The sequence below is a fragment of the Mesorhizobium sp. B3-1-7 genome (assembly GCF_006439385.1).
In the GTDB taxonomy this organism is placed as follows: domain Bacteria; phylum Pseudomonadota; class Alphaproteobacteria; order Rhizobiales; family Rhizobiaceae; genus Mesorhizobium.
Map to the genome: position 1 here is coordinate 54954 of NZ_VFTL01000032.1, position 25586 is coordinate 80539.

Below are 25586 nucleotides of genomic sequence, written 5' to 3' on the forward strand. Positions count from 1 at the left end.
CTGCTTTTTGTCGGGCCAGCTTGCAAAGCAGCAAGCGCGTTCGAAAATACAGTGCTAAGAGGCATTCCCGCGGCTAGAGCATGATCCCGAAAAGTGGGAACCGGTTTTCGGAAAAGATCATGCTCAACAAAAAAGTTAGATCAGGATGGCGATTCAACGAAACGTCATCCTGATCTAGCGAGCAACGAAAGCGCATTGAGACATGGCAAAAACCGATATAGCGCGGCGCGTCTACAACCACACCTGGAAGCTCGACCCGATCGTCCGCAGCCTGCTGGACACCGACTTCTACAAGCTCCTGATGCTGCAGATGATCTGGGGCATGTATCCCAAGGTCGACGCCACCTTCTCCCTGATCAACCGCACCACCTCGGTTCGCCTGGCCGACGAGATCGACGAAGGCGAATTGCGCGACCAGCTCGACCATGCCCGCACCTTGCGTTTTTCCAAGAAGGAGATGATCTGGCTGGGCGGCAACAATTTCTATGGTCGCAAGCAGATCTTCGAGCCGGAATTCCTGGCCTGGCTGGAGAATTTCCGCCTGCCCGACTACGAGCTTTCCAGGCGTGACGGGCAGTACGAGCTCTCCTTCCCCGGTCCCTGGATGTACACCACGCTCTGGGAAATCCCGGCCTTGGCCATCATCAACGAGTTGCGCTCCCGCGCGGCGATGCGCTCCTACGGGCCGTTCGCGCTCGATGTGCTTTACGCCCGCGCCAAGGCCAAGATGTGGGCCAAGACCGAGCGGCTGAAAGCGCTGCCCGGCATCCGCATTTCCGACTTCGGCACAAGACGCCGCCACTCCTTCCTGTGGCAGCGCTGGTGCGTCGAGGCGCTGAAGGAAGGCATCGGCGATGCCTTCACCGGTACTTCCAACGTGCTTCTGGCCATGGACAACGACCTCGAAGCTTTGGGCACCAACGCGCATGAGCTGCCGATGGTCTTCGCCGCGCTGGCCAATTCCGAGGAAGAGCTGCGCGAGGCGCCCTACAAGGTGCTGCAGGACTGGCAGCGCTATTATGGCGGCAATCTCCTGATCGTGCTCCCCGACGCCTTCGGCACGGATTCCTTCCTGCGAGACGCGCCGGACTGGGTCGCCGACTGGACCGGCTTCCGCCCCGACAGCGCCCCGCCGATCGAGGGCGGCGAAAAAATCATCGACTGGTGGCGCAAGAAGGGCAAGGACCCCAAGCAGAAGCTGCTCATCTTCTCCGACGGTCTGGAGGTCGAGACCATCGAGGAGACCTACAGGCATTTCCGCGGCAAGGTGCGCATGTCCTTCGGCTGGGGCACCAACCTCACCAATGATTTCGAAGGCTGCGCCCCGACGGAGACCGACAGCCTCGATGCGATATCGCTGGTCTGCAAGGTCACCGAAGCCAATGGCCGCCCGGCGGTGAAGCTCTCCGACAACCCCGCCAAGGCGACGGGGGATGAGAAGGAGATCAAAAGGTATCTGAGGATTTTCGGCGAGAAGGGCCGGGTGGAGCAGTTGGTGAAGGTGTAGAGGCTCAAGGCCCGGACGAATGGAATTCCTGGATAAGCCGAGTTCCTTCGCGCCCCCCTCTGTCCTACCGGACATCTCCCCCACAAGTGGGGAGATTAGACGTCACCTTCGCTTTCGCCAATCACCGACGAAGCAAGAAGAGCGCCGAGCGCCCGAGCTGCTGATCTCCCCCCTTGTGGGGGAGATGTCCGGCAGGACAGAGGGGGGCGCCGTAGAGCGCCATCGCTGCAGACTGGCCATTAAGGCGCTCGCCTTTGCCCTCCTCCCCACCCCAGCCTTCGCCCACGCCTCCGACCGTGGCCATGTCCTGCTGCTACCCACCGGCTACTACCTCGCCGGCGGCGCGCTTGCCGTGGCCGTCAGCTTCCTCGTCCTGGCGCTGCTGCCGCCCGCCGCCCTCGACAATTTCTGGCGCAAGCGTCTGTCGCTCCTCACCTTCAGCCACCGCCCGCGCGCCATCGTCAGCCTGATTTCCTTTGCCGGCTTCGCACTTCTCATCGCCGCCGGCCTTTTCGGTAGCCGGGACCCGCTCTCAAACCCGCTGCCGCTGGTGGTCTGGACGCTGCTTTGGGCCGGATTCACGCTGCTGCAGGGCGTGCTCGGCGACCTCTGGGCGTGGCTCAACCCGTGGTACGGGCCTTGGCGCGTCGCCTCTCGCGTCTTCGGCATTCATGCGGGCGATGCAAAGCGGTCACGCCTGCCGTCATGGCTCGGCTACTGGCCAGCCTTCGCGCTGTTCCTCGCCTTCGCTTGGTTCGAGCTGATCGATCCCGCGCCAGACGATCCCGCGCGGCTGGCATGCGCCGCCGGCATCTACTGGCTGGTCAGCTTCGTCGCCATGCTCATCTTTGGCTACGACGGCTGGAGCCAGCGCGGCGAGTTCCTGAGCGTCTTTTTCTCGATGGTCGCGCGCTTCGCGCCTGTCGAGCGCCTCGAAGGCCGGCTGAGACTCTGCTGGCCCGGCGCCAAGCTGCTCGCCGCTGAGCCGCTGCCACTGAGCGGCACCGCCTTTCTCCTCCTGGCCCTGTCCTCAGTATCCTTTGACGGCCTGTCGAAAACCTTCTTCTGGCTCGCTCAGTTCGGCATCAACCCGCTGGAATTTCCCGGCCGCACCGCGTTGATCGGCATCGGCAGCTTTGGCCTCGTCCTAACCTTCATCCTGCTTGCGGCGGCGTTCGCGCTGGCCGTCTTTCTCGGCCAACGCCTCGCCGCCGATGCGCAATCGTTCGGAAAAGCCGCCGGCCTGCTGGTCTGGTCGATCGTGCCGATCGCGCTTGCCTACCACATCGCACATTACCTCACCGTGCTGCTGGTTGACGGCCAGTACGCCCTGGTCGCTCTCTCCGATCCCTTCGCGCTCGGCTGGAACCTGTTCGGCACCGCCGACATGATGGTCGAGGCAGGCGTCGTCGCCGGCGCTCAGTCGGCCTGGTGGCTATGGAATCTTCAGGCAGGCGTCATCATCGCCGGCCATGTGCTGGCCGTGCTCGTCGCGCATGGCCTTGCCTGGCGTCTCCACCCGCAGCCATCGCGAGCCGCGCTCAGCCAGCTCCCGCTCACACTGTTGATGATCGCCTACACGATCTTCGGCCTGTGGTTGCTTGCCACGCCGACCGCCGGATGACACAAGGGCGCGCTCCAATGCCGTTGGGTAAAGCTCGCTTGCCAGGCCAAAGCTTTGGTGATTTAGTTTGTACACATGCAATTTTCCCATCCTCGGGAACGGGATGGTTTAGGCGCCTTATCGCTGGTCAAGACTGAAAAAACAGGGGAACCGACATGGCCGACAAGAACGGATTTTTCGACCTCTCGAAAACCACACTATCCCGCCGCACCGCGCTGAAGGGCATCGCCGCCGGCGCCGGCCTGGCGCTGGCGCCCGGCTTCGTCCGCTACAGCCAGGCGCAGAGCTCGGCGCCGATCAGAATAGGCTTCCAGTCGCACCGCACCGGCATCGGCGCCGCCTATGGCCGCTGGTACGAGAAGACCAGCGCCGCCGCCGTCAAGGCTATCAACGATGCCGGCGGCATCGGCGGCCGCCAGGTCGAGCTGGTCATCGAGGATGACGGCACCGACCCCGCCCGCGGCGCCGAGGTGGTGGCCAAGTTCGCCAAGCAGCACAAGACCGACATCGTCTTCGGCACTTTGTTCTCGCATGTCGTGATCGGCTCGGCGCCCGCCGCCGGGGAAAACAAGATCCCCTATTTCGTGGTCAGCGAAGGTCATCACGTCGCCTCGACCAAGCTCAACCGCTACGTCTTCCAGCCCGGCATCACCGACGTGAAAAGCCAAATCCAGTCGATGGCGCCGTGGATCGCCGCCAATGCCGGCAAGAAGGTGACGCAGATCTTCCCCGACTTCGCCTTCGGCTACGACCATCGCGACTACCTGCCGCCGGCGCTGAAGGCGCAGGGCGCCGACGTGATTGCGCAGATCGCCATCCCGCCGACGGAAAGCTCCTTCACCAAATACTTCCCGCAGATCCCGGCCGAGACCGAGGTGATCTATCATGTCATGGTCGGCCCGGCCGTGCTCACCTTCGTCAAGGAGCTTGGCGAGTTCTACGGCTCGCAGCGGCCGCAGCTCTTCGGCTTCATCGATTCGCTCGAGGCCGTCGACATCAACAGCCCTGGCCTCGAATTCCTCGACGGCAGCCATTTCTGGGAGGGCTCGCCGCGTTACGCGCAGGCCGATGACTCGGCCGCGCAGAAGGCCTATCGCGCCGCCGTCGGCATCGACGACAATGGCGCCGCCGTCGGCGACCCCAAGGACGTCTCCACCGCCGCCCACATGTTCGGCTGCTGGGAAACGCTCTATGTCGTCAAGAAGGCGATGGAAGATGCCGGCTACAAGGGACCGGAGGACCGCGCCAAGCTGGTCGAGGCGACCGAGGCGCTGAAGGAATTCGCCGAGGGGCCGGAGCATCCGCAGGGTCCAAAGACCTTCAACGGCAAGATCCACCAGTGCTTCGGCATCCAGAACATCTCCAAGGTCGAAGGCGGCAAGCTCAAGGTCGTGCACAAGACCAAGATCGAGGAGGGCCTCTACGAGCCCGAAGGGGACTACACGACGCAGGCGCTGTGAGCTTAGCTGCTCCTGCACACGTGAGCGCCAAGGCACCCCCCTCTGGCCTGCCGGCCATCTCCCCCGCAAGGGGGGAGATCAGCAGTTCGTGCGGCAGCGCCTATTTTCTTCCTTTGGCGATTGGCGAAGCCTTAGGTGAAGGCCAATCTCCCCCCTTGAGGGGGAGATGCACGGCAGGGCGGAGGGGGGTGCCTCGCGCATCCGTTGGTGCTTAGCATATGCACTTCGGACCCCATCTCCTCCTCGCCGCCCTCGAAGGTCTCGTCACCTCCGCCGTATTGGCGCTGACGGCGCTCGGCCTTTCGCTGGTGTTCGGCGTCATGCGCGTCGTCAACGTCGCCCATGGCGAGTTCTTCATGCTGGGCGCGGTGCTGGCGTGGGCGGTCTCGACGGCGATCTCGGGCCACCCGGCGATCGGTTTCGTGGCCGCGCTGGTGATCGCGCCCGTGCTGGTCGGGCTGGTTGCGCTCGTCGCCGAACGCCTGGTGCTGCGCCGGCTCAACTACAATCCCGAAGGCACCATCGTCGCTACCATCGGCATGCTCTACATCATCCAGCAACTGGCGTTGACCTTCTATGGCCCCGAGGCGCGACCGGTCGAGCCGCCCTTCAGCTACCGCATCCTTTTGCCGTGGTTCGGCTATTCCGGCTACAAGCTCTCCGTGGTTGCCGCTTCCGCCATCCTGCTGGTGATCACCTGGCTGGTGCTGACGCGAACGAAGATCGGCCTGATCATGCGCGCCACCCAATATGACCGCGAGACGGCGCAGGCCTTCGGCATCCCGGTCGAGCGCGTCTATGCCGGCGTCTTCGCCGTCGGCGCCATGCTGGCGGCGATCGCCGCGGTGCTGATCGTGCCGATCAGCCAGGCGCATTACCTGATGGGGCAGGATCCGCTGCTGCTTTCCTTCATCGTCGTCATCATCGGCGGACTCGGCTCGCTGCGCGGCACCGTGGTCGCCGCCGTCCTGATCGGCCTCTCCGACGGCATCATCTCGATGTTCTTCTCGCCGACGCTCGCCAAGATCATCGCCACGCTGGTGGTCGCCATGGTGCTGGTGTTCCGGCCGCAGGGCCTGTTCGGGACCACGCCGCGATGAGGGATGCTTCGCCGGCAAAGGCCTACGCCCTGCATATCGGCGTCATCGCGCTTCTCTTCGCGCTGAACTTCATCCTGCCGGACTATCACCAGGGCCTGTTCGCCCGCATCATGACGCTGGCCGTCTTCGCCATGGGCTACAATCTGCTCTTCGGCTATGTCGGCCTGCTCAGCCTCGGCCACGCCATGTTCTTCTCGGCCGGCCTCTACGGCGCGGGCTTGACCGTCTATCATCTCGGCTGGGGTGTACCCGAAGCCTTCGTTGCCGGAGTCGTCTGCGGCGCGCTGCTCGCTCTGGTCATCGGCCTGCTGGCGCTGCGCACCTCGGGTGTGGCGTTCATGATCGTCACCATGATGTTCGCCCAGATTTTCTACCTGCTCATCCTCTATTTCGCCGCCTGGACCGGCGGCGACCAGGGCCTGGTCATTCAGCAGGCATCGCGGGTGTTTTCGATCGGCGGCACCTCTTTCGACCTGACCGATCCGACCGTTCGTTACATGAGCGCGCTGGCGCTGTTCGCGGTCGTGCTGCTCATCACCCTTGCCGTCGTCCGCTCCCGCTTCGGCCGTGTCCTGGTCGCCATCCGCGAGAACGAGGAGCGGACAAAGATGCTGGGCTATGACACGGTCGCCAACAAGCTCGCGGCCGTCGTGACCTCAGGCGCCATCTGCGCGGCGTCGGGCGCCGCCTATGCGCTGCTGTTCGGTTATGTCGGATCGAGCTTCGCCGGCGTCCAATATTCGATCCTGCCGCTGCTCTGGGTGCTGCTGGGGGGTGCCGCGACCACGCTCGGGCCGCTCATCGGCACGCTGTTCATGTATTACGTCACCGACATTACCAGCGGCTTCACCTCCGCCTATCTCCTGATCGTCGGCGTGGCGCTCATCCTGCTCGTCCTGTTTGCTCCGAAGGGCATTATGGGCAGCATCCGCCAGCGCTGGCTGGGGTGGCTGCCATGATGCCGCTGCTGACCACCAAGGGCCTGTCGCGCAATTTCGGCGGTCTTCGCGCCGTCGACGGCGTCGACTTCGCGCTGATGCCGGGCGAGATCCGCGCCATCATCGGACCCAACGGCGCCGGCAAGACCACTTTCGTCAGCCTGCTCTCGGGCCGCATCCAGCCGTCGTCGGGCATGATCGTCTTCGACGGTAGCGACATCACCAGCCTGCCGGCCTATGCCAGGGTCCGCCTCGGCGTCGCCTACACCTTTCAGATCACCAGCGTCTTTGCCAACCTCACCGCCTTCGACAATGTCGCGTTGCCGGTGCAGCGCACGCTGACGGATGGCCGCTCCAGGGGCGCGGTCAGGGCCGGCGTGATGTCGGCGCTGGAGCGCACCGGCCTGGCCAACCGCGCCGGCACGCTGGCCGGACAGCTTTCCTATGGCCACCAGCGTCTGCTCGAAGTCGCGATGGGCCTGGCGCTGAAGCCGCGCCTGCTCATCCTCGACGAGCCGACGCAAGGCCTGGCCGACGCCGAGATCGACAATTTCATCACGCTGGTGCGCGAGATCGCCAAGGACGCAACGGTGCTTCTGATCGAGCACAACATGCCGGTGGTCATGCAGCTTGCCGACCGCATCACCGTCTTCAATTCGGGAAAGATCCTCGCCGAAGGCACGCCGGAGCAGATCCGCGCCAACGCCGAGGTGCAGGACGCCTATCTCGGAGCGACCCATGGCTGACACGGGATTGCTCACCATTTCCGGCCTCGACTGCCTCTATGGCGAGGTGCAGGTGCTCTACGGCCTCGATCTCGCCCTCAACAAGGGCGAGGTGCTTTGCCTGTTCGGCCGCAACGGCGCCGGCAAGACGACGACGCTGAAGGCGATCATGGGCCTGGTCCCGGCGGCCGGCGGCTCGATCAAACTGGACGGCAAGGAATTGACCGGGCTCGCCGCGCATGACGTGCCGAAGGCCGGCGTCGCCTATGTGCCGCAGGGTAGGCGATTGTTCGCCGAGATGACGGTGGCGGAAAACATCGAGATCGGCCTGATGGCGCGCGGCAAGGGCAAGCAAACCCGCGAGAGTGTGCTCGATCTCTTCCCGTTGCTCAGGGAGCGGCTGAGGCAGCGCTCCGGCACGCTCTCCGGGGGCGAGCAGCAGATGCTGGCGATGGCCCGGGCGCTCTGCCTCGAACCGCAGGTGCTTTTGCTCGACGAGCCGACCGAAGGGCTGATGCCGTCGATGATCGCCAAGATCCGCGAGACGGTGGCGAAGCTGCGCGATCTTGGCGTCTCGACGATCCTGGTCGAGCAGCGCGTCGACGCGGTGCTCTCGGTCGCCGACCGCGTCTCATTCATCGAGAACGGCCGCAACCGCGAGACAGTCGATGTCGAGGCATTGCGGGCGGATCCCTCGGCGGTTCGGCGATATGTAGGGGTGGGATAAAGCACTGAAATCGGTGCCGATGCCAAGATTTCCCGACGGTCGCGCTGCCCCTCATTACCCTGTCATCCTCCGCTGCAGCTACGGAGGGGGAACCGGGCATTCCTCCCCGTGAGCGGGAAGAAAGAAGCTGGCCGCGGCCCTGGTGCCCACTCTGCAACGTCGGCGATTGGCGAAATCGGCGATGCCATCTCCCTTCTCCCCGTTCACGGGAGACGATGGCGGCAGCCAGATGAGGGGGCGGCGCAGACGGTGAAAATTGAGCAGCTCAGCTCATCGGAAAAACAAAAACCCGGCGATCAAGAACGTCGGGATCAGCACCGCACCCGACCACGCCATGTAGCCGAAGAAGCCGGGCATCTTGAAGCCGCGACGCCTGGCGATGGCGAAGACCATGAAGTTCGGCGCATTGCCGATATAGGTGTTGGCACCCATGAACACCGCGCCCGCCGAGATCGCGGCGAGCGTCGAGGCAGCCTCGGTCATCAGGTGCCTGGCATCGCCGCCGGCAAGCTCGAAGAACACCAGATAGGTCGGCGCGTTGTCGAGGAAGGACGACAGCCCCCCGGTCAGCCAGAAATAGGCAAGGTTGTTAGGCTGGCCATCCGCCGACGTGACCAGCGCGACCAGCGGCGCCAGGGCACCGTCATGGCCGGCCCGCAGGATGGCGATGACCGGCACGATGCAGACGAAAATGCCGGCAAACAATTTCGCCACTTCGGCGATCGGCCCCCAGGTGAAACCGTTCGCCTCCCTGTGGCTCTTGTACGAGACGCGAAGTGACAGCCACGCCAGCGCCAGGATGATGGCGTCGCGCGCGAGGTTCTGCAGCTCCATGCTGACGCCCAGGACGGAAAAGCTGACGCCGGGCTTCCACGCGGCCGAAAGCAGGATGGCGCCGATGACGCCTGCAAGCAGCGGCAGGTTGGCCAGGCCGCGCAGACGCACCTTCGTGTCCGGAGTGGGATCCTTGATCTTCGGCATGCCGCCCTCGCGGCGATGCAGGATGATGTCGATCGCCAGGAACACGGCGAGCACGACACCGCCGACGAACAACGTCTCCCGCCACAGATTTGCGGTCGTCCAGAAGAAGTCGACGCCGCGCAGGAAGCCGACGAACAAAGGCGGATCGCCGAGCGGCGTCAGCGAGCCGCCGATGTTGGAAACCAGGAAGATGAAGAAGATCACCACATGAGCGTTGAACGGCCGGTTGTCATTGGCGCGCAGCATCGGCCGGATCAGGATCATCGAAGCGCCGGTCGTGCCGATGACCGAGGCGAGCATCGCGCCGATCAGCAGCAGCCCGGCGTTGACCAGCGGGGTGCCGTGGATGTTGCCGGCAAGCAGGATGCCGCCCGAAATCGTGTAGAGCGCGAACAACAGGATGATGAAGGACAGATATTCGGTAAGCAGCGTGTGCAGCACCGCGTCGCCTGCCGAAGCAAGGCCGAAGGCCACCGCCAGCGGCACGACCGCCAGCACGGCCCAGGCAGCGGCGATCTTGCCGTAGTGATGTTCCCACACATGCGGGAAGAGCAGCGGCCCGGTCGCGATCGACAAGAGCAGGCCGGCAAAGGGCAGGCCCCACCACAGCGACATCGCGGCGCCGGGCAGTTCGTGGATTTCGGCGGCCAGCGCCTGTGCTGGAAACAGCATCGCGATGGCGAGCGCGGTGAAATATGGAAAAAGCTCCCTCATCCGTCGCCTTCGGCGACACCCTCTCCCACAAGGGGAGAAGGGGGAACCCGCAATCCGGCGGCGCATACCGGCGACCTCCTCTCCCCTCGGGGAGAGGTCGGATTGCCCCGAATTGCCCTTCGCAATTCGGCTGGCAATCCGGGTGAGGGGGACCTTCCCCACAGTCCGGTCAGTCCGACAGATGATCGTCGAGCGTCACGCCGGCCTCGCGCATCCGCCCCAGCATCGCCTCGACGGAGCCGTTGAGGTCGATGCCGCGGCAGGCGTCGAGCCGCACCGTCGTCTTGAATCCTTGCTTCACCGCGTCGAGGGCGGAGAAGGCGACGCAGAAATCCGTAGCAAGCCCGACAAGCGTGATCGTGTCGATACTGCGCTCCTTCAGGTAGCCGGCAAGGCCGGTCGGCGTCGTATGGTCGTTCTCGAAGAAGGCCGAGTAGGAGTCGATCGCGGTGCGGAACCCCTTGCGGATCACCAGCTCGGCCTTGGTCCAGGCGAGCCCGGAATGGAAATCGGAACCGAGACTGCCCTGGATGCAATGGTCCGGCCAAAGCGTCTGCGGCCCATAGGGCATCTCCATGGTTTCGAAAGCCTGCTTGCCGGGATGGCTGGAGGCGAAGCTCGAATGGCCGGCGGGGTGCCAGTCCTGAGTCAGGATCACATGCTCGCTGCGCCGGATCAGGTCGTTGACCAAAGGCACGATCTCGTCGCCGCCGGCAACCGCCAGCGCGCCGCCGGGGCAAAAATCATTCTGCAGGTCGATGACGATGAGCGCTTCTTCGGCCATGCGGTTCCCTCTCGTTTCAGCTTGGGGGCTCCAGTCCAAAAGCCGCTGACGCGACCGGACACGGAACCTTGACCAGATGGCCGGCGGCGTCAACCTCCGGCGCCATAACAATCGCGTTCAGGTGTTCGCGGCGCCAACTCTGGCTTTGACAATTGCCGCCGGCCTGATATCATTTGCATACGAATGAAATTTGACCGGTACGCATGCCGGCGGGAAGACCCGAAGCAGGCACTTCGGAGGGCCAGGGGAAGGCCCCTTTTCGGGAAGGCCCAATTGTCTGGAAGGCAGAGCGTGATCCGTTACGCGAAACCCACCACGGTCGACGAGGCGCTCGCTTTGCTTGGCGAGGATCGCTGGCGCATTCTGGCCGGCGGCACCGATTTCTATCCGACGCAGGGCGCCAAACCCTTCCGCGACAACATCCTCGACATCAATGGTCTCGCCCAACTGCGCGGCATCGCCGAGGCCGACGATCATTGGCGGATCGGCGCCCGCACCACCTGGACCGACATCGTGCGCCATCCGCTGCCGACGGCGTTCGACGCGCTGAAGGCCGCCGCGCGCGAGGTCGGCTCGGTCCAAATCCAGAATGTCGCCTCGGTGGCCGGCAATCTCTGCAACGCGTCGCCTGCGGCCGACGGCGTGCCGGCATTGCTGGCGCTCGAAGCCGACGTCGAACTGCGCTCGGTCAAAGCCGTCCGCCATCTTCCGCTCGGTGAATTCATCCTCGGCAATCGCCGCACCGCCCTGCAGGCGGGCGAGATGGTCACCGCCATTCGCGTGCCGAAGCGCTCCGCCGTCGGCGCCTCGGCTTTCGTCAAGCTCGGCGCCCGGCGCTACCTCGTCATCTCGATCGCCATGGCGGCAGCCCGACTTGTGGTCGAGGGCGGTGTGATTGCCGATGCGGCGATCGCCGTCGGCTCCTGTTCTGCCGTTGCCCGTCGTCTCGCCGGCGTCGAGGCGGCGTTGCGCGGGCAGCCAGTCACTTCTGCCCTTGCGGACACGGTGCTGTCCGCGCCGATCGATGAACTGTCGCCGATCGCCGATGTGCGCGGCAGCGCCGAGTATCGGCAGGACGCGGCGCGCGAGGTCGTCGTCCGCGCGGTGCGCGCCGCAATCGGGCTCGACCAAGGCAAGGTGGCCGCATGAGTATGGCCCAGCCTGGCATGACCCAGTCCGGCATGGAACGCGCCGAGATTGCCTTCGAGGTCAACGGCGCGGCTGTCGGCGTATCCGTGCCGCCGGTCAGGCGGCTGTCGCAGGTCTTGCGCGACGAGTTGCGGCTGACCGGCACCAAGGTCGGCTGCGATGCCGGCGATTGCGGCGCCTGCACCGTGCTGGTCGACGGCAATCCGGTTTGCGCCTGCCTGATGCCGGCGGCCTCCGTGGTCGGCGCTTCCGTCACCACCGTCGAAGGCCTTGCCAATGGCCGGCTGTCCGCCTTGCAGGCCTCGTTCCTCGAACACGGCGCCGCGCAATGCGGCATCTGCACGCCCGGCCTGTTGGTCGCGGCCACCGCGCTTTTGGAACGCAACCCCACGCCAAGCGAGGCCGAGACGCAGGATGCGCTGGGCGGCGTGCTCTGCCGCTGCACCGGCTACAGGAAGATCGTCGCGGCGGTGATGGGCGCCTCGCGGCATATGAACGGGATCGATCTTCGCCTCCCGGAAGTGGGCCACGCCGTCGGCGCCTCTCCCATCCGTCTCGACGGCGTGCCGAAAGTCACGGGCGACGAGATGTTCGGTGGAGACTCCTTTCCGGCCGACGCATTGTCGGTGCTTGTGGTGCGCTCGCCGCACTATCGTGCCCGCTTCAGCTTCGGTGATCTCGATGCCTGGACGAAAGCGCATCCCGGCATTGCCGGCGTCTTCACGGCGGCCGATATCCCGGGCCACAACTGCTTCGGCGCCATCGGTCCCTTCGCCGACCAGCCGGCGTTGGCCGAGGGTTTTGTCCGTCTGCGCGGCGAGGCCGTGGCGCTGGTGGCGGGCGAGCGCGAGGCGATCCTCGATCTCGACCTGACGGATTTTCCGATCGGATGGGCGGAACTGCCGCATATGCTGCAGCCCGCCGAGGCGAAGGCCGAGGGTGCCGCGCTGATCCACGGCCACCGGCCGGCGAACCTGCTCACCTCCGGCCTGGTCGAACGCGGCGATCCTGAGGGAGCGCTGGCTGCTTCCGCTGCCACCGTGTCGGGCGCCATCGAGACCTCTTTTGTCGAGCACGCCTATATCGAGCCGGAAGCCGGCTATGCTTATGTGGACGGCGACACGCTGGTCGTCGTCGCTTGTACCCAGGCGCCCTACATGGACCGCGACGAGACGGCCAAGGTGCTCGGCCTTGCCGTCGACAAGGTGCGCATCGTTCCAACCGCCACCGGCGGCGGCTTCGGCTCGAAACTCGATGTCTCGCTGCAACCTCTCATCGGCCTTGTGGCGATGAAGACGGGACGGCCGGCGGCGCTCGCCTACACGCGCAACGAATCGATGATGTCGACCACCAAGCGCCATCCGGCCGAGATGAAGGCGACCATCGGCGCCGATGCCGAAGGCCGCGTCACCGGCATGGTCTTCGAGGGCGATTTCAACACCGGCGCCTATGCCAGCTGGGGGCCGACGGTCGCCAACCGCGTGCCGGTGCACGCCTCCGGCCCCTATCTCACGCCGAACTACCGGGCGGCCGGCTATGCCATCCACACCAACGGCCCGATCGCGGGGGCCTTCCGCGGCTTCGGCGTCCCCCAGTCGACGATCATGCAGGAGACGCTCTATGACGAGCTTGCCGGCAAGCTGGGCATCGATCGGCTGGACTTCCGGCTAAGGAATTGCCTGCGTGACGGCTGCGAAACGGTCACCGGCCAGCGCCTCGAGTCGGGCGTCGGCATCGGCGAATGCCTGGAGCAGCTTCAGCCGCATTGGTCTCGCGCGCTGGCGGACGCGGAGGCGTTCAATGCGATCCATGCCGCAAGCAAGCGCGGCGTCGGCGTCGCCTCCTGCTGGTATGGCTGCGGCAACACCTCGCTGCCCAATCCTTCGACCATCAAGGTCGGCATCACGGCCTCCGGCGACGTCGTCCTGCACCAGGGCGCGGTCGATATCGGCCAGGGCTCCAACACGGTCATCACGCAGATCTGCGCCGACGCGCTCGGCCTGCCGCTGGGCAGGTTCAAGCTGAAGAGCGCCGATACCGGGATCACGCCCGACGCTGGCAAGACATCGGCCTCGCGCCAGACTTTTGTCACCGGCAAGGCGGCGGAGAAGGCAGGCCGCGCATTGCGCGAGAAAATCCTGCGCTTCGCCAATGTCTCCGGCCAGGCGACGATCGCGCTCGACGATTCCAGCATCTCCATCCGCGAAGGCGATGCCGCGCGGCGCATCGATCTGTCGGCGCTCAAGGCCGATGCCGACGGCCTGGTGTTCGTCGCCGAGGAAACCTACGACCCGCCGACGCTGCCGCTCGATGCCAAGGGCCAGGGTAAGCCTTACGCGGTCTATGGCTATGGCGCGCAGATCGCCGAGCTCGAGGTCGATCTGAAGCTCGGCACCGTGAAGCTGATCAAGATCACCGCCGCGCATGATGTCGGCAAGGCGATCAATCCCTTGCTGGTCGAGGGCCAGATCGAGGGCGGCATCGCGCAGGGCATCGGCATGGCGCTGATGGAGGAATACATCCCCGGCCGCACCGAGAATTTGCACGATTACCTCATCCCGACCATCGGCGACGTGCCGCCGGTCGAGCATATTCTGGTCGAGGTTCCTGACCCGGAAGGACCATTCGGCGCCAAGGGCCTGGGTGAGCATGTGCTGATCCCGACGGCGCCGGCGATCCTCAACGCCATCCGCCATGCCACCGGCGTCCTGGTCGCCAAGGTGCCGGCGACGCCGAGCCGCATCCTGGCGGCGATCCGCGACAAGGAGGCCCGCCGATGAGCGAGCTTGCCGAACGTTTCGAAACCCATGATCCCGGCGAGAAGCAGGTGGCGGAGAAGATCCGCTGCGATGCCTGCCCCGTTATGTGCTACATCGCCGACGGCCGCACCGGCGCCTGCGACCGCTACGGCAATGTCGGCGGCCGCATCGTGCGCATGGATCCGCTGACCATCCTCGACCACGCGGCCGAGACCGGTGGCGCGGTCGTGCCTTTCGTGGCCGAAGGCGAGGCGTGGAACGGCGAACTGGTCAACAGAGGGCAGCGCTTCGTCACCGCCATCGGCGCCGGCACCACCTATCCGGACTATAAGCCGGCGCCCTTCATCGTCAGCCAGGAAGTCGAAGGCGTCGATCTCGTCACTGTTGTCACCGAAGGCATCTTCTCCTATTGCGGCGTCAAGGTGAAGATCGACACCGACCGCCACATCGGCGACGAAACGGCGACGGTGCGCTCCGAAGGCGAGGCGATCGGCCATGTCACGACGGGCGAATACGGCTCGCAAATGCTGTCGCTCGGCGGCGTCCATCATTTGACCGGCGGCTCGAAGGCAGAAGGACGCGCCACCTGCGACGCGCTGCTCAATCTCTGCAACCGCAAGCCCGTCGAGCTCACCATCGACGGCGGCGCGACGGTCATCGTCGAGGCCGGCAAGGCGCCGGTCATCGACGGCAAGGTCGAGCACCGCATGCGCGTCGGCTGCGGCTCGGCGACCATCGGCATGTTCGCCACGCAATGGCGCGGCCTCGTCGACGAGGTGGTGGTGGTCGACGACCACATCACCGGCGTCGTCTCCGAGCACCAGGCCGGCAAGGTGCTGGGCTGGGAGGATACCGGGATAAAGATCATCGGCCGTCGTTCGACCCCCGGCCGCTATTTCAAGGTGTCCGAGCCCGGCCTCGGTTGGGGCGGCACCACGATTTCCGATCCGCTGTCGATCCTCGGCGATTGGAACGCCAAGAAGGGCGCGCGTCCCGGCCTGTCGCTGCTGATGGTCTCGACCACCGGCGAGCAGTTCGCCTATTACGAGCTGGACGACCAGCTGAAGCCGGTCCAGAAGCCATTTCCCGAGCGGCTGCAAAAGTCCGTCGGCCTGATCGAGGACAATTGCGAGCCGGCGCTGTGCACGGTTCTGTTCATCGGCGGCGCCGGCGGCTCGCTGCGCGCCGGCGTCACCGAAAACCCGGTCAATCTCACCCGCTCGGTGCAAGGGTTGAAGACCTATGTGACCGTGGGCGGCGCGCCGGTCTATGTCTGGCCGGGCGGCGGCATCACGCTGATGGTCGACGTCACCCGCGTGCCGGAAGGCGCCTTCGGCTATGTGCCGACGCCGGCGCTGGTGGCGCCGATCGAATTCACCATGCGCCGCGACGATTATGTCCGGCTCGGCGGCTATGAGAACGAGATCCGCAGCATCGAGGACATCCTCGCCAAGGGCGGCGAATATCTCAATCCGCGCCGCGGCACGGGCGCGCCGGCCGATAACCCCTGGCCGCCGTTGGCGCAACTGCGCCGCGCCGTGGCGAACGGGGCCGGCTGATGAACGGCCCGCAGGCGCATTGGCTTGCCGACGGCAGGCGGCTCCATCTCAACCATGGGCCGATCGACCTGATCGTCGAGGCCTTTGGCGAAGCGGAGGAATGCCGCGCCGCTTACGAACAGGCGGTCGCGCGCTTTCAGACGATCCTGATCGAGGTGGTCGAGGAGCTGCCCGAATTGCGCTTGCCGGCCTTCTTCCTGGCGCCGCGCGATTTCGCCGGCCCGACAGCGCGCCGCATGGAGGCGGCCGTCATGCCGTTGGCGGAATGCTTTATCACGCCGATGGCCGCCGTTGCCGGTTCGGTAGCCGACGAAATTCTTGGCGCAATGCTCGCCGGCCGCCGGCTCGACCGCGCTTACGTCAACAATGGCGGCGACTGCGCTCTCCATCTTGGCATCGGCCAGACGATGACGGTGGCGATCGCCGGCACCGGGAATGGCATGGCCGACCGCGTCGCCATTCGCGCCGAGGACGGCGTGCGCGGCGTCGCTACCAGCGGCTGGCGCGGCCGGTCGTTTTCATTCGGGATCGCCGACGCCGTTACCGTTCTCGCCCCGACCGGCGCCGAGGCCGACGCGGCGGCGACGTTGATTGCCAACGCCGTCGATCTTCCCGGTCATCCTGCCATCGCCCGCGTCGCGGCGCGCGACCTGGCGCCGGACAGCGATCTCGGCGAGATGCTGGTGACGCAAAGCGTCGGCGCGCTCGCGCCCGCCGAGGTTGCGCGCGCGCTGGACAACGGCCTTGCCGTCGCCGAAGATTTTCGCCGGCGCGGCCTGATCGCCGCATCGGCGCTGTTTCTGGCGGGCGAGGCCCGCATCAGTGGTTCGGTGGCGCTCGCCGCGCCCAACAAACATAAAGCGAAGGAAACTGCCCATGCCTGACTTTCCGATCCGCAAGGTCGCGGTTCTGACCGAGGAGATTTTTCACGATGGCGGCCCGGTGGCGAAAGAGCCCCGCCTTCGCGCGGCGGCTCTCGCCGTGGTCAAGAACCCCTTCGCCGGCCGCTATGTCGAGGACCTGCAAGGCGCGATGGAAGACCTGAAGCCGCTCGGGCTGCTGCTCTCCGACAGGCTGATCGCGGCGCTCGGCGGCGACGTGAAGAAGATCGACGGCTACGGCAAGGGCGCCATCGTCGGCGCCGCCGGCGAATTGGAGCACGGCGCGCTGTGGCACGTTCCGGGCGGCTACGCCATGCGCGAGCGGCTCGGCGACGCCAAGGCCATCGTGCCGTCGGCCAAGAAGGTCGGCGCCTTCGGCTCGCGGCTCGACGTGCCGCTCGGCCACATCAACGCCGCCTATGTGCGCAGCCATTTCGATGCGATGGAAGTCGGCATCAGCGACGGCCCGCGCCCCGACGAGATCCTGTTTTGCCTCGCCATGACCTGCGGCCCGCGCGTCCACAACCGCATGGGTGGCCTGGCGGCGCAGGACATCAAGGCATGGGACGGTTTGAGATGAGCGGCGAGGACAATCTGCTGCGGCTGGTCGAGGCCGAAGACGGCGACGAGAACAACTACCATCTGCAGGATCAGGTCGGCTTTATCCTGCGCAAGGCGCATCAGCGCCACGTCGCGCTCTTCGCCTCGCATATCGGCGACCTGACGCCGCCGCAGTTCGCGGCGCTCGCCAAGCTCTACGATATCGGCGAAACCTCGCAGAACCAGTTGGGAACGCTGATCGCCATGGATGCCGCCACCGTGAAAGGCGTCATCGACCGGCTGAAGGCACGGGGACTGGTCGAGGTTTCCAAGCACGAGGTCGACAAAAGGCGGCTGCTGGTCAATCTGACGCCGCAAGGCCGCGAGGCGATCGAGCGTCTGATCCCGCTTGCCCGCACGATTACAGAGGAAACGCTGGCGCCGCTGACGGCCAAGGAGACCGCAACCTTTTTGCGGCTGCTGGCGAAGCTGGCTTAAAGCGTTTGCGCGACCTGCATCAGGCGGGAAGGATCCGGCTTGCCGTCGCTGATGCTTGCGGTGCGCCGCCAGATCAAGGCCACGACCAGCATCGAGACGTAGCCGTCGACAGCATAGTGCCAGCCCGAATACACCGAACCGAACAGGATGACGATCGCGAATGCCCAGCCCACAATGCCGAGCCAGCGATTGAGCCGCCCAAGGTAGAACGCGTTCAGCGTGGCGATCGCCACATGCATGCTGGGCATGGCGGAAATCCCGGAACCAAGCGCCAGCATGTCGGTCCTGTACGTGGCAAGAAGGTAGCTGGAATAAGACAGCACGTGCTCGTTGCCGGGCCGCTGCTTCAGCACTTCCAGAAGCTCCGCATAGCGATCGCCACCCACCAACTCATCGTAAAAGACCGGGCCGACGGAGGAAAACAGCGTCGCCATGAGCGTTCCGACCACTACAAGCACAAGGGCCATCGCGGTGAGATATCGCAGATGCACCGGCTGGTTGGCGAGCAGCGCTGCAAAAAACACCAACCCGAACCATTCGAGAAACCAGAGCTTGGCATAGGTCACCGACACGACCATCGCCAGAAGGTCGGAATCGAATGCGTGAACGATGCGCCATGGCGCCTGGCCGTGCAGCAGCTCGCCGAAATCGGCCAGGGCTTCGTCACAGTAGAAGGGGACTATGTCGGGTATGTTCACCTTGTAGGTCGTGAACGCGGAGAGCGTCAGGATGAACATGATCACGATAATCGCCGCCCGCAACCCATTGGCACGGATCGACATTGCGATGAATGTGAGCGGAGCCTTCGGCGATAAGGCCATCGCCACCGGGATTGCCACGGCCAGAAAACCGAGCGGTCCAAGGACGAAAAGCCGCGGCAAATACATCTGTGCCATCGTGTAATATGCCGACGGCCAGATCAGCGCCGCCACCGTAATATAGACCAGGCAGAGCCCAAACAGCTTTTGCGGAACATTGCCTAATTCAGGGTAACGCGCGAGCCGACCATGCCGCAGTCTGGCGTGGTCGCGCAGATGTCCGTCCGCAAGTAAATCCCTGGATAGCCCCATATGCGCCCCCGAAACGCTATCAGGGTTCCATCTATAGTTGTCTGATTAATATATCCTTATCCGTTTGCTTGGTGTTTGAAATGTCAAAGCTAAATAACATTAGCAATATGTAATATGCGTACACTATACTTGAAAGGTAGCTGGCGAGGAGGGAGTAAGGGCGTCGAACATCTCCCTAGCCTGCTCGGCCGTATAGTAACCAAGCCTGACATCCTCGGCGACCTGCTTCGGGTCGCGCTCGCGCGGATCGCCATAGCCGCCGCCGCCTGGCGTGCCCACACGCACGCGGTCGCCGGCCTTGAGCGCGATGTCCTGCTCCTTGGAAAGATGCGGTGGCACATGCGCTTCGCCGTTCCGGAACACAGTCACGCTGTTTGGCGCGCCATCCTTGCCGCCGAGCGCGCCCTGCGGCCCGAAGCGGCCATGGTCCATGACGAAGGACGCACGCGCCTCGCCGCGCAATATCTCCACCTCATAGGCAAGCCCGAAGCCGCCGCGATGCTTGCCCGCGCCGCCGGAGCCTTCACGCAGCGCGTAGTGGCGGTAGAGCACCGGAAAAGCCTGCTCCATGATCTCGACCGGCGGCGACTTCGAGATGCCGATGGTCGAGCAGCCATTGCTCAGTCCGTCATGGCCGGCATTGCCGCCATAGCCGCCGCCGGAGATCTGGTACATGACGTAGTCGCGGCCGCGCGCCGGATCGTTGCCGCCGAGCGCGAAATTGCCGCTGGAGCCGGCGGGCGCCGCCGTCACCTTTTCCGGCAATGCCTGCACCATGGCCGCGAAGACCGCTTCAGCGATGCGTTGCGACACTTCCGCCGCGCAGCCTGATACGGGCCGCGGATATTTTGCGTCGAGGAATGTGCCTTCCGGCCGTTTGACGATGAGTGGCTCGAAGGCGCCGGCGCTGATCGGCACTTCCGGGAAGATATGGCGCATGGCGAGATAGACGGACGACAAGGTCGTCGCCAGCACGCTGTTCATCGGCCCCGCGCAGGGTTTTGAGGAGCCGGCAAAGTCGAAGGTCAGTGTGTCGCCCTTCTTCTCGACGGCGAGATCGATGGTCAGCGGCTCGTTCACCACGCCGTCGGAATCGACGAAGGCCTGCGAGCGATAAACGCCGTCCGCTATGACGGCGATCGAGGCGCGCATCTGCTCGGCGGCGCGGCGGCGCAGTTCCGCGATCGCCTCGACGACGGTTTCGTCACCGTAACGATCCAGGATTTCATTGAGCCTGTCCTGGCCGATCAGCAATGCGGCGGCCTGCGCGCGGATGTCGCCGATGCGCTGGTCGGCCACCCGGATATTGGAGCAGATGATGGCATAGATCTCGGGATCGAGCGCGCCCTTCTTGAACAGTTTCACCGGCGGCAGCCGCAAGCCTTCCTGTTCGACCGCGGTGGCGGAGGCCGAAAAGCCGCCCGGCACCGAGCCGCCGATATCCGGCCAATGGCCGGTGTTGGAAAGCCAGCAGAAGATCTTGCCACTCCGATAGACCGGCATGACGAAGCGCACGTCCATCAGATGCGTGCCGCCGAGATAGGGATCGTTGACGATGTAGATGTCGCCCGGATCCGGCGCCAGGCACCGCCCAACGGCGATCATCTCGATCACCGTCTTGGTCGAATACTGCATGACGCCGACGAACACCGGCAGGCCCTGGCTGCCTTGCGCGATCAGCGAGCCGTCGACCGCCGAATAAATGCCGTCCGAGCGGTCATTGGCTTCCGCGATGACCGGCGAGAAGGCCGCGCGGGAGAAAGTCAGGTCCATCTCGTCGCAGACCTGTTGCAGGGCAGCCTGCAGCACCGAAAGCGTGATCGTGTCGAGTTTTGCCCCAAACGCTGGCATTGTCAGGCCTCGCCGATGTCGATGATGATGTTGCCGTCCGCATCCGAGCGCGCCCGGTCGCCGGGTTCGAGCACAGTCGTGGCGTCCATCTGTTCGAGAATCGCCGGCCCCTCGATCACGGCGTCGAGCGGCAGCTTTTCGCGCGCATAGACCGGCGTGTCGTACCAGCGCCCATCGTACCAGACCGGCCGGATCTCGCGCCGCGCTTCCTCGAGCGTTGCCGCGCGGCCTGCCGGGTCGATCAACCGCGACAGGTCGATCTGCGGCCGCACGCCGGTGACCGAGGTGTTGAGGTTGACGAGGTTGGCGCGGATCTCCGGCAGCTCGACCTTGAAACGGGAGAAATAGGCCTTTTCGAACAGAAGCTGCAGCGTTTTTCGTGAAACCGACGAGGAGGGCAGCGGCACGTTGATGATGTGCGTCTGGCCGACGAACTGCATGTCGGCGGAATGCGTGACGCGGATCGCGTCCGGCTTCACCGCTTCCTTGGCGATCAGCGCCTCGCCTTCGTTACGGTGCCGTTCCAATAACTCGCGAAGCGAAGCTTCATCGAGCCCACCGACCGGCTGGTTGATGGTGTTGACGAAGTCGTGGCGCAAATCCGCGACGACGCAGCCGAGCGCATTGGTGATGCCGGGGCGCGCCGGCACCAGCACCCTGGGCAGGCCGAGTTCGCGGGCGAGCGCCGTCGCATGCAGCGGTCCGGCGCCGCCGAAGGCGAACAGCGCGAAATCGCGCGGGTCGTGGCCGCGCGACACCGACACCATGCGGATCGCGCCCGCCATCTTCATGTTGCCGAGCCGCAGCACCGCGCCGGCGGCTTCGACGCCGGAAAGGCCCGTTCGCTTGCCAATCTTGTCCTCGAAGATCGAGGTCACGCGCTCGACGGTGACCGGATTGTCGACGGCCAGCAGCTTCTTCGGCGCCAGGCGGCCGAGCACCAGATTGGCGTCGGTGATGGTCGGTTCCACGCCGCCGCGCCCGTAGCAGATCGGGCCTGGATTGGCGCCCGCGCTTTCCGGGCCGATCTGGATCAGCCCGGCCGCGTCGACGCGCGCGATCGAGCCACCGCCGGCGCCGACCGTGTGCACCGCCACCATCGGCACATGGATCGGCATCGCATATTCGATCTCGATCTCGTTCGACACGGCGGGTTCCGCGTTGCGGATCAGCGCCACGTCGGTCGATGTGCCGCCCATGTCGTAGGTGACGAGGTTGCCGAAGCCGGCGCGTTTTCCCGTATAGGCGGCGGCGATCACGCCGGAAGCCGGGCCGGACATCACGGTCTTGGCCGATTCCTGCGTGACGAAGCGGGCCGAGATCATGCCGCCATTGCCGTTCATGATCAGGAAGTCGCGGGCGTAGCCCTTCGTGCCAAGCTCCTCGCGCAGCCGCTCGACATAGCGCTCCAGGATCGGCTGCACCGAGGCGTTGACGGCCGCCGTCACGCCGCGCTCGAACTCGCGCGCTTCCGAGAGCAACGCATGTCCGGTGGTGATGTGGCCGTTCGGCCAGACCTCCGCCGCGATCTCGGCGGCCCGCCGCTCATGCGATGGGTTGGCGTAGGAGTGCAGGAAATGGATGACGAGCGACTCGCAGCCGGCGTCGAGCAGCTTTTTCACTGCGTCGCGCATCTCGGCTTCGTCGAGTTGAATGCGCACGGCGCCCGACGCCTCGACCCGCTCCGACACTTCGAGCCGAAGGTCGCGGGGAATGACCGGCACGAAAGTTCCCGTCATGCCATAAGCCTGCGGCCTTGTTCGGCGGCCAAGTTCGATCACGTCGCGAAAGCCGCGCGTGGTGATCATGCCGGTCCGCGCCAGCCGGCGCTCCAGTACGGCATTGGTGGTGGTCGTCGTGCCATGCACGATGAGGTCGATGCCGTCGATCGGAAAACCGGTGGCGCCAAGTGCTGCGACCACGCCGAAGGCCTGGTTCTCCACCGTGGTCGGCGTCTTGGCGATATGGACCTTGCCGCCTGCCTTGCCGTCGATCAAGAGCAGATCGGTGAAGGTCCCGCCGACATCGATGCCGGCAACGACGCTTCCAGCCGGCGCCGAAAATTTCTCACTCATTGCCGAAACCCGAAATGCCAGAACTACGGATATGCCTTGGTTTGGAAAGGCGTTTTACGCTGCCATCTTGACCTGAAGATCATTTGTATACTAATAAATTCCCGACACAAGAGCTTACCGCTTGGCAGTGTGTGAGAAGCACGCCGGAACCTGACCGTTCGGGCGCGCAGGAAAAAGTTTGGCGCCCAGTGCGTTCCATCTGGGCCGGAAAGTTGGGTTGGAATGAACACGACATCCGCGTTGAACGTCGCAGGCTCGAAGCCGCTGCAGTTCCCGATCCCGGCCAATGTCTACGCCGAGACCGTGGTGTCGGTGAAGCATTACACCGACCGGCTGTTCTCCTTCCGCATCACCCGCCCGCAGTCGCTGCGTTTCCGCTCCGGCGAATTCGTCATGATCGGCCTGCCCAATGCCGAGAAGCCGATCTTCCGCGCCTATTCGGTCGCCAGCCCCGCCTGGGACGACGAGCTCGAATTCTTCTCGATCAAGGTGCCGGACGGTCCGCTGACCTCCGAGCTGCAGAAGATCCAGGTCGGCGACACCGTCATCATGCGCCAGAAGTCGACCGGCACGCTGGTGCTCGACGCGCTGACGCCTGCCAAGCGCGTGGTCATGATCTCGACCGGCACCGGCATCGCGCCCTTTGCCAGCCTGCTGCGCGACCCCGATACCTATGAGAAGTTCGACGAGGTCATCCTCACCCACACCTGCCGCGACAATGCCGAGCTTACCTACGGCCAGGAACTGGTGGCCGGGCTCGAAAGCGACCCGCTGATCGGCGAGCTGACCGGCGGCCGCGTCACACTCTACAATTCGACGACGCGGGAAGAGTCGGCGCGCATGGGCCGCATCACCGCGCTGATCGGCTCGGGCAAGTTCTATTCCGACCTCGGCATCGACAGGCTCAATCCCGAGACCGACCGCATCATGATCTGCGGCTCGATGCACATGCTGAAGGACGTCAAGGAACTCGCCGAAAGCCTCGGCTTCCAGGAAGGCTCGCTCAGCCATCCGGCAAGCTTCGTCGTCGAGCGCGCCTTCGTCGGCTGAGGCACGTCGCGGTCCGCCAGCTCTGTTGGAGGCGTCTGAGATTAGCGACGACATTCGCGCTTCGTCATTCTAGGGCGGAGCAAGGAGCGGAGCGACGCGCGCAGACCCTAGAATCCATGCCGTTACGCCAAGGCGTTGCGGCGGTTACAGAATTCTGCACCGTTGCACTCTGCGGCAGAGGTCACGGCATGGATACTCCGGTCAAGCCCGAGTATGACGAAGGGATGGGCGTTGCCGCCAATCTCCAACGCCGGGAGCGCCTACCCAGCATGATGTTTTGACCATACGGTCAAAAATCTGCTGCCTGAGCGGCCTTTTTCCGCTATGACGCTTTGAAGGACTCGTGAAGCATCGCTTCGCGGGCTATCTTCGTGTCTGTCGCCCAATGACACCCACGAAGGCATAAAAGCGCAAAGGCGCTGAGTGAAAGGGCAGGAGATGAGCACGATCCGCGAAGCAGGCGCTGGCGCGTCCAAGGTGATGCCGCTGCCGGCGCGCGCTGCCGCCAACACGCCGGTGCCACTGGAGCACGGCATTGCCCGCAACCCCGGCATGAAGCTCGATCTCGGCTTCCTGGAATCGGTGCGCAGCGTCAACCGCTCGGCGCTGGAGCGCCGCGTCGCGACGTTGACCAAGCGGCGCTCGATCAAAGCCGACAACCAGGCGGCCTGGCTGCTGCGGGCCATCGCCTGCATGGACCTCACCACGCTGAACTCCAACGATACCGACGAGCGCGTGCGCCGGCTCTGCGCCAAGGCGATCAATCCGCTCCGCAAGGATATCGTCGAGGGTCTGGGCATATCAGGCGAAACCATCCGCCCGGCGGCGGTCTGCGTCTACCATCCCTTCGTCGCCACCGCGGTCGACGCCGTGCGCGGCACCGGCGTCCATGTCGCCGCCGTCTCGACCGCTTTCCCGCACGGCCTTGCGCCGCTCTCGACCCGCCTGCAGGAGATCGAAGCCTCGGTGAAGGACGGCGCCGACGAGATCGACGTCGTCATCCCGCGCGGCCTAGTCTACGGCGCCAAATGGCGCGAGCTGTTCAACGAGATCGTCGCCATGCGCGCCGCCTGCGGCGATGCGCATCTCAAGGTCATCCTTGGCACCGGCGACCTCGCCACGCTGCGCAACGTCATGCTGGCCTCGATGGTGGCGATGATGGCGGGGGCGGACTTCATCAAGACGTCGACCGGCAAGGAAAGCGTCAACGCCACGCTCCCCGTCGGGCTTGCCATGGTGCGCGCCATCCGCGCCTATTTCGAGGAGACCGGCTACCTGATCGGCTTCAAGCCGGCCGGCGGCATCTCCACCGCCAAGGTGTCGCTCGACTGGCTGGTGCTGATGAAGGAAGAGCTCGGCCGGCCGTGGCTCGAACCGGACCTGTTCCGCTTCGGCGCTTCAAGCCTGCTCACCGACATCGAACGCCAGCTCGAGCATCATTTGACCGGTCACTATTCGGCCAACCATCGCCACGCGATGGCGTAGGGCGAAGGCCTTGAACGCCGAGTTCCTTCGCGCCCCCTCTGTCCTGCCGGACATCTCCCCCGCAAGGGGGGAGATCAGCCTTCACGCCTGGCGGCTGCCGTCCTGCAAC

Annotated in this window: 20 protein-coding genes; 15 read left to right on the plus strand and 5 right to left on the minus strand. The window is 65.0% G+C overall.

What is annotated here, in order from left to right; translation table 11 throughout:
• Positions 1-202 precede the first annotated feature (202 nt).
• The 7 genes from pncB (at position 203) to FJ417_RS24505 (ending at position 8081) form a co-directional block, all read left to right on the plus strand.
• The gene (gene pncB / locus FJ417_RS24470) at positions 203-1507 is read left to right on the plus strand and encodes a nicotinate phosphoribosyltransferase (RefSeq protein WP_140785188.1); all 1305 of its coding nucleotides are present in this window, start codon (positions 203-205) and stop codon (positions 1505-1507) included.
• A 184-nt stretch (positions 1508-1691) separates the two neighbouring features.
• A complete protein-coding gene (locus FJ417_RS24475) occupies positions 1692-3131 on the plus strand; it encodes a hypothetical protein (RefSeq protein WP_140785189.1) in 1440 nt (479 codons plus the stop codon).
• Between the two features lie 155 nt (positions 3132-3286).
• Positions 3287-4591, plus strand: a complete 1305-nt coding sequence (locus tag FJ417_RS24480; RefSeq protein ID WP_140646781.1) for an ABC transporter substrate-binding protein — start codon at positions 3287-3289, stop codon at positions 4589-4591.
• A gap of 218 nt (positions 4592-4809) precedes the next feature.
• On the plus strand, positions 4810-5691 hold the full coding sequence (locus FJ417_RS24490; RefSeq protein ID WP_140646780.1) for a branched-chain amino acid ABC transporter permease: 882 nt from the start codon (positions 4810-4812) through the stop codon (positions 5689-5691).
• On the plus strand, positions 5688-6650 hold the full coding sequence (locus FJ417_RS24495; protein ID WP_140785190.1) for a branched-chain amino acid ABC transporter permease: 963 nt from the start codon (positions 5688-5690) through the stop codon (positions 6648-6650). The genes FJ417_RS24490 and FJ417_RS24495 overlap by 4 nt, the downstream gene beginning before the upstream one ends.
• Positions 6647-7375 carry an ABC transporter ATP-binding protein gene (locus FJ417_RS24500; RefSeq protein ID WP_140785191.1) on the plus strand — a complete coding sequence of 243 codons (729 nt, stop codon included), beginning with the start codon at positions 6647-6649 and terminating at the stop codon, positions 7373-7375. Before FJ417_RS24495 ends, FJ417_RS24500 begins: the two co-directional genes overlap by 4 nt.
• Positions 7368-8081 (plus strand): ABC transporter ATP-binding protein, encoded by a 714-nt coding sequence (locus FJ417_RS24505; RefSeq protein WP_140785192.1) that lies wholly within the window; start codon positions 7368-7370, stop codon positions 8079-8081. The genes FJ417_RS24500 and FJ417_RS24505 overlap by 8 nt, the downstream gene beginning before the upstream one ends.
• A gap of 270 nt (positions 8082-8351) precedes the next feature.
• Here FJ417_RS24505 and FJ417_RS24510 read toward each other — a convergent pair whose 3' ends face one another.
• A complete protein-coding gene (locus tag FJ417_RS24510; protein ID WP_140785193.1) occupies positions 8352-9776 on the minus strand; it encodes a sodium:proton antiporter in 1425 nt (474 codons plus the stop codon).
• Between the two features lie 169 nt (positions 9777-9945).
• Positions 9946-10560: a bifunctional nicotinamidase/pyrazinamidase gene (gene pncA, locus FJ417_RS24515; protein ID WP_140646775.1), complete on the minus strand. Its 615-nt coding sequence runs from the start codon at positions 10558-10560 to the stop codon at positions 9946-9948.
• A 291-nt stretch (positions 10561-10851) separates the two neighbouring features.
• On the opposite strand from pncA, the gene FJ417_RS24520 reads away from it, so the two are divergent.
• The 6 genes from FJ417_RS24520 to FJ417_RS24545 are packed head-to-tail and all read left to right on the plus strand — an operon-like array spanning position 10852 to position 17946.
• Positions 10852-11709, plus strand: coding sequence for a xanthine dehydrogenase family protein subunit M (locus FJ417_RS24520; RefSeq protein ID WP_140659828.1), 858 nt, complete (start codon positions 10852-10854; stop codon positions 11707-11709).
• Positions 11706-14489 carry a molybdopterin-dependent oxidoreductase gene (locus FJ417_RS24525; protein ID WP_140785194.1) on the plus strand — a complete coding sequence of 928 codons (2784 nt, stop codon included), beginning with the start codon at positions 11706-11708 and terminating at the stop codon, positions 14487-14489. Before FJ417_RS24520 ends, FJ417_RS24525 begins: the two co-directional genes overlap by 4 nt.
• Positions 14486-16027 carry a 6-hydroxynicotinate reductase gene (locus tag FJ417_RS24530; RefSeq protein ID WP_140785195.1) on the plus strand — a complete coding sequence of 514 codons (1542 nt, stop codon included), beginning with the start codon at positions 14486-14488 and terminating at the stop codon, positions 16025-16027. The genes FJ417_RS24525 and FJ417_RS24530 overlap by 4 nt, the downstream gene beginning before the upstream one ends.
• On the plus strand, positions 16027-16911 hold the full coding sequence (locus FJ417_RS24535) for a UPF0280 family protein (RefSeq protein WP_140785196.1): 885 nt from the start codon (positions 16027-16029) through the stop codon (positions 16909-16911). Before FJ417_RS24530 ends, FJ417_RS24535 begins: the two co-directional genes overlap by 1 nt.
• Positions 16904-17488, plus strand: coding sequence for an amino acid synthesis family protein (locus FJ417_RS24540; protein ID WP_140785197.1), 585 nt, complete (start codon positions 16904-16906; stop codon positions 17486-17488). Before FJ417_RS24535 ends, FJ417_RS24540 begins: the two co-directional genes overlap by 8 nt.
• On the plus strand, positions 17485-17946 hold the full coding sequence (locus FJ417_RS24545; RefSeq protein ID WP_140646841.1) for a MarR family transcriptional regulator: 462 nt from the start codon (positions 17485-17487) through the stop codon (positions 17944-17946). The genes FJ417_RS24540 and FJ417_RS24545 overlap by 4 nt, the downstream gene beginning before the upstream one ends.
• Here the strand turns inward: FJ417_RS24545 and FJ417_RS24550 are convergent.
• The 3 genes from FJ417_RS24550 to FJ417_RS24560 form a co-directional block, all read right to left on the minus strand.
• Positions 17943-19016: a phosphatase PAP2 family protein gene (locus tag FJ417_RS24550; RefSeq protein ID WP_140785198.1), complete on the minus strand. Its 1074-nt coding sequence runs from the start codon at positions 19014-19016 to the stop codon at positions 17943-17945. The genes FJ417_RS24545 and FJ417_RS24550 overlap by 4 nt on opposite strands.
• Positions 19017-19139: 123 nt before the next feature.
• Positions 19140-20867 (minus strand): hydantoinase B/oxoprolinase family protein, encoded by a 1728-nt coding sequence (locus FJ417_RS24555; protein ID WP_140785199.1) that lies wholly within the window; start codon positions 20865-20867, stop codon positions 19140-19142.
• Between the two features lie 2 nt (positions 20868-20869).
• On the minus strand, positions 20870-22942 hold the full coding sequence (locus FJ417_RS24560; RefSeq protein WP_140785200.1) for a hydantoinase/oxoprolinase family protein: 2073 nt from the start codon (positions 22940-22942) through the stop codon (positions 20870-20872).
• Between the two features lie 222 nt (positions 22943-23164).
• Here FJ417_RS24560 and FJ417_RS24565 point away from each other — a divergent pair, with 222 nt between their 5' ends.
• The gene (locus FJ417_RS24565; protein ID WP_140659835.1) at positions 23165-23992 is read left to right on the plus strand and encodes a ferredoxin--NADP reductase; all 828 of its coding nucleotides are present in this window, start codon (positions 23165-23167) and stop codon (positions 23990-23992) included.
• 438 nt (positions 23993-24430) lie between these two features.
• Positions 24431-25477 (plus strand): deoxyribose-phosphate aldolase, encoded by a 1047-nt coding sequence (gene deoC / locus FJ417_RS24570; protein ID WP_140785201.1) that lies wholly within the window; start codon positions 24431-24433, stop codon positions 25475-25477.
• The last annotated feature ends 109 nt before the right edge of the window (positions 25478-25586 follow it).

Excerpts from the sequence above, each read along its gene's own strand:
- FJ417_RS24555 (WP_140785199.1), bottom strand. The coding sequence starts at position 20,867 with ATGCCAGCGTTTGGGGCAAAACTCGACACGATCACGCTTTCGGTGCTG.
- pncB (WP_140785188.1), top strand. The coding sequence starts at position 203 with ATGGCAAAAACCGATATAGCGCGGCGCGTCTACAACCACACCTGGAAG.
- FJ417_RS24475 (WP_140785189.1), top strand. The coding sequence starts at position 1,692 with ATGTCCGGCAGGACAGAGGGGGGCGCCGTAGAGCGCCATCGCTGCAGA.
- FJ417_RS24510 (WP_140785193.1), bottom strand. The coding sequence starts at position 9,776 with ATGAGGGAGCTTTTTCCATATTTCACCGCGCTCGCCATCGCGATGCTG.
- deoC (WP_140785201.1), top strand. The coding sequence starts at position 24,431 with ATGAGCACGATCCGCGAAGCAGGCGCTGGCGCGTCCAAGGTGATGCCG.
- FJ417_RS24560 (WP_140785200.1), bottom strand. The coding sequence starts at position 22,942 with ATGAGTGAGAAATTTTCGGCGCCGGCTGGAAGCGTCGTTGCCGGCATC.
- FJ417_RS24540 (WP_140785197.1), top strand. The coding sequence starts at position 16,904 with ATGCCTGACTTTCCGATCCGCAAGGTCGCGGTTCTGACCGAGGAGATT.
- FJ417_RS24530 (WP_140785195.1), top strand. The coding sequence starts at position 14,486 with ATGAGCGAGCTTGCCGAACGTTTCGAAACCCATGATCCCGGCGAGAAG.
- FJ417_RS24535 (WP_140785196.1), top strand. The coding sequence starts at position 16,027 with ATGAACGGCCCGCAGGCGCATTGGCTTGCCGACGGCAGGCGGCTCCAT.
- pncA (WP_140646775.1), bottom strand. The coding sequence starts at position 10,560 with ATGGCCGAAGAAGCGCTCATCGTCATCGACCTGCAGAATGATTTTTGC.
- FJ417_RS24490 (WP_140646780.1), top strand. The coding sequence starts at position 4,810 with ATGCACTTCGGACCCCATCTCCTCCTCGCCGCCCTCGAAGGTCTCGTC.
- FJ417_RS24480 (WP_140646781.1), top strand. The coding sequence starts at position 3,287 with ATGGCCGACAAGAACGGATTTTTCGACCTCTCGAAAACCACACTATCC.
- FJ417_RS24500 (WP_140785191.1), top strand. The coding sequence starts at position 6,647 with ATGATGCCGCTGCTGACCACCAAGGGCCTGTCGCGCAATTTCGGCGGT.
- FJ417_RS24495 (WP_140785190.1), top strand. The coding sequence starts at position 5,688 with ATGAGGGATGCTTCGCCGGCAAAGGCCTACGCCCTGCATATCGGCGTC.
- FJ417_RS24525 (WP_140785194.1), top strand. The coding sequence starts at position 11,706 with ATGAGTATGGCCCAGCCTGGCATGACCCAGTCCGGCATGGAACGCGCC.
- FJ417_RS24550 (WP_140785198.1), bottom strand. The coding sequence starts at position 19,016 with ATGGGGCTATCCAGGGATTTACTTGCGGACGGACATCTGCGCGACCAC.
- FJ417_RS24505 (WP_140785192.1), top strand. The coding sequence starts at position 7,368 with ATGGCTGACACGGGATTGCTCACCATTTCCGGCCTCGACTGCCTCTAT.
- FJ417_RS24545 (WP_140646841.1), top strand. The coding sequence starts at position 17,485 with ATGAGCGGCGAGGACAATCTGCTGCGGCTGGTCGAGGCCGAAGACGGC.
- FJ417_RS24565 (WP_140659835.1), top strand. The coding sequence starts at position 23,165 with ATGAACACGACATCCGCGTTGAACGTCGCAGGCTCGAAGCCGCTGCAG.